Origin of the sequence: Chromobacterium aquaticum, from assembly GCF_021129195.1 — a bacterium.
In the GTDB taxonomy this organism is placed as follows: domain Bacteria; phylum Pseudomonadota; class Gammaproteobacteria; order Burkholderiales; family Chromobacteriaceae; genus Chromobacterium; species Chromobacterium aquaticum.
In genome coordinates this window covers 1-1,396 of the sequence record NZ_JAJOHW010000210.1, presented here as the reverse complement: position 1 = coordinate 1,396, position 1,396 = coordinate 1, and the positions used below count along the sequence as shown (strand labels likewise).

General features: G+C 64.8%; 2 protein-coding genes. Both read right to left on the bottom strand.

Annotation, left to right across the window (positions count from 1 at the left end; genetic code table 11):
• On the bottom strand, positions 1 to 208 hold a 208-nt coding region (locus LQT98_RS22930; protein WP_231465473.1), incomplete at its 3' end, for a hypothetical protein.
• A gap of 4 nt (positions 209 to 212) precedes the next feature.
• Positions 213 to 1,061: a DUF2167 domain-containing protein gene (locus LQT98_RS22925; RefSeq protein ID WP_231465471.1), complete on the bottom strand. Its 849-nt coding sequence runs from the start codon at positions 1,059 to 1,061 to the stop codon at positions 213 to 215.
• Between the last annotated feature and the right edge of the window lie 335 nt (positions 1,062 to 1,396).

Below are 1,396 nucleotides of genomic sequence, written 5' to 3'. Positions count from 1 at the left end.
GGCTGAGCTTGGCGCAGGTGGAGGCGAATCGCCACGGCGCGGCCAGCAGCGCGAAGCGGCCGCCCAGCCGCGCCCGCCACGAGGGCAGCCGCGCCTGGCAGCCGTGTCCGGCCAGATAGGCGATGCCTTCTCCGGCCGGCAGCAGCAGCAGCAGGTCCAGCAGGTAGAAGGCGAGGATGGCCAGGCAGAGGATTAGGGAGTAATCCATGCGCTCACTGCGTTTTTTTGCGCGACAGCAGCGACTTCAGCCCGGCGAAGGCGGCCAGCGCCAGGCCGGCGATCACTTTCCAGCCGGCGGCCAGGATGCCGACAAACCATTTCCAGGCGCCGCTTTTCACCGCCGCGGCCGCCGCGCCGCCGACGATCAGGCCGGTCAGGCCGTATTCGGCCACTTTGTCGCCTTCCTTGAATTCCGAGTATTTTTCGCCCGGCTTGAACTGGAACTGGTTCAACTGGGTTTTCAGGTCCGCCACCGCGCCGTCCAGCCGCGCCGGTTCCGTCACCAGGGTGACGGAGGCCACGCCGGTGCGGGACAGCACCTTGGTGGTGTAGTTGACCACGCGCTGGCCGCCGCTTTCGCTGATGGTGGCCCAGGACAGGCGCTTGGTGTCGGCCTCGTAATGCGGCGGGGTTTGCCAGCCCACCAGGTGCAGTTCTTGCCAGCCGCGCTTGCGGCGCTCTTCATTGGAGGCTTCGGTGCCTTCCTGCAATTGTTTCAGGATGGCGTCCGCGTCCAGCTTCTCGCCGTCCATCACGTGGCCGGTGCTGTCGTAGGACACCACGGCGAACCACGGTTCCAGCGATTGCGGGCCGAACAGCCAGGAGTCGGTGACATTGGGGTTTTGCATCGCCTCCATCAGCCGGGTGGTGTCGTCCTGGTCCAGCGACAGGTATTTGGGCGGCACTTCCCAGTTGGCGACATTGGCGATGTTTTGGGTGTAAGGACCCAGGTGCGGGTTCTTGACCGGGGAGTCCTTGTCGGCGGCGGCCTGTTGCGCGCCCACGGCGGCGGACGCGCTCAGGCAGGCGGCCACCAGGATTGTCTTGTATTGTATTTTCATGTCAAACCATCCAGTCGTTTTTGGTATTTATGCTTTTTGCAAAACCAGCTAGTTTCCCAAAAACCGTCCGGGTTTGGCAAATCCATGGGCGTGGTAATTATGGCGCCGTCCATCCGGGTCTGGACGACAAAAAGCCGCCCCGGGGGGCGGCAAGCATGCAATCGACAGATACAAAGGAGTTGGAAGCGCGCTTGGCGCTTCCCGAGGACCAGGCTAGTGTAGCTGGCCGATGTGACGCGCGCGTGACGGCGCGCGGCCTCCCTCCGCCTGGCTTGGGGTCTTGTCGCGGAAGGGGCGTCAGCGCAGCGGCGAGGCGGCCGATGCCGGCGCCCGAC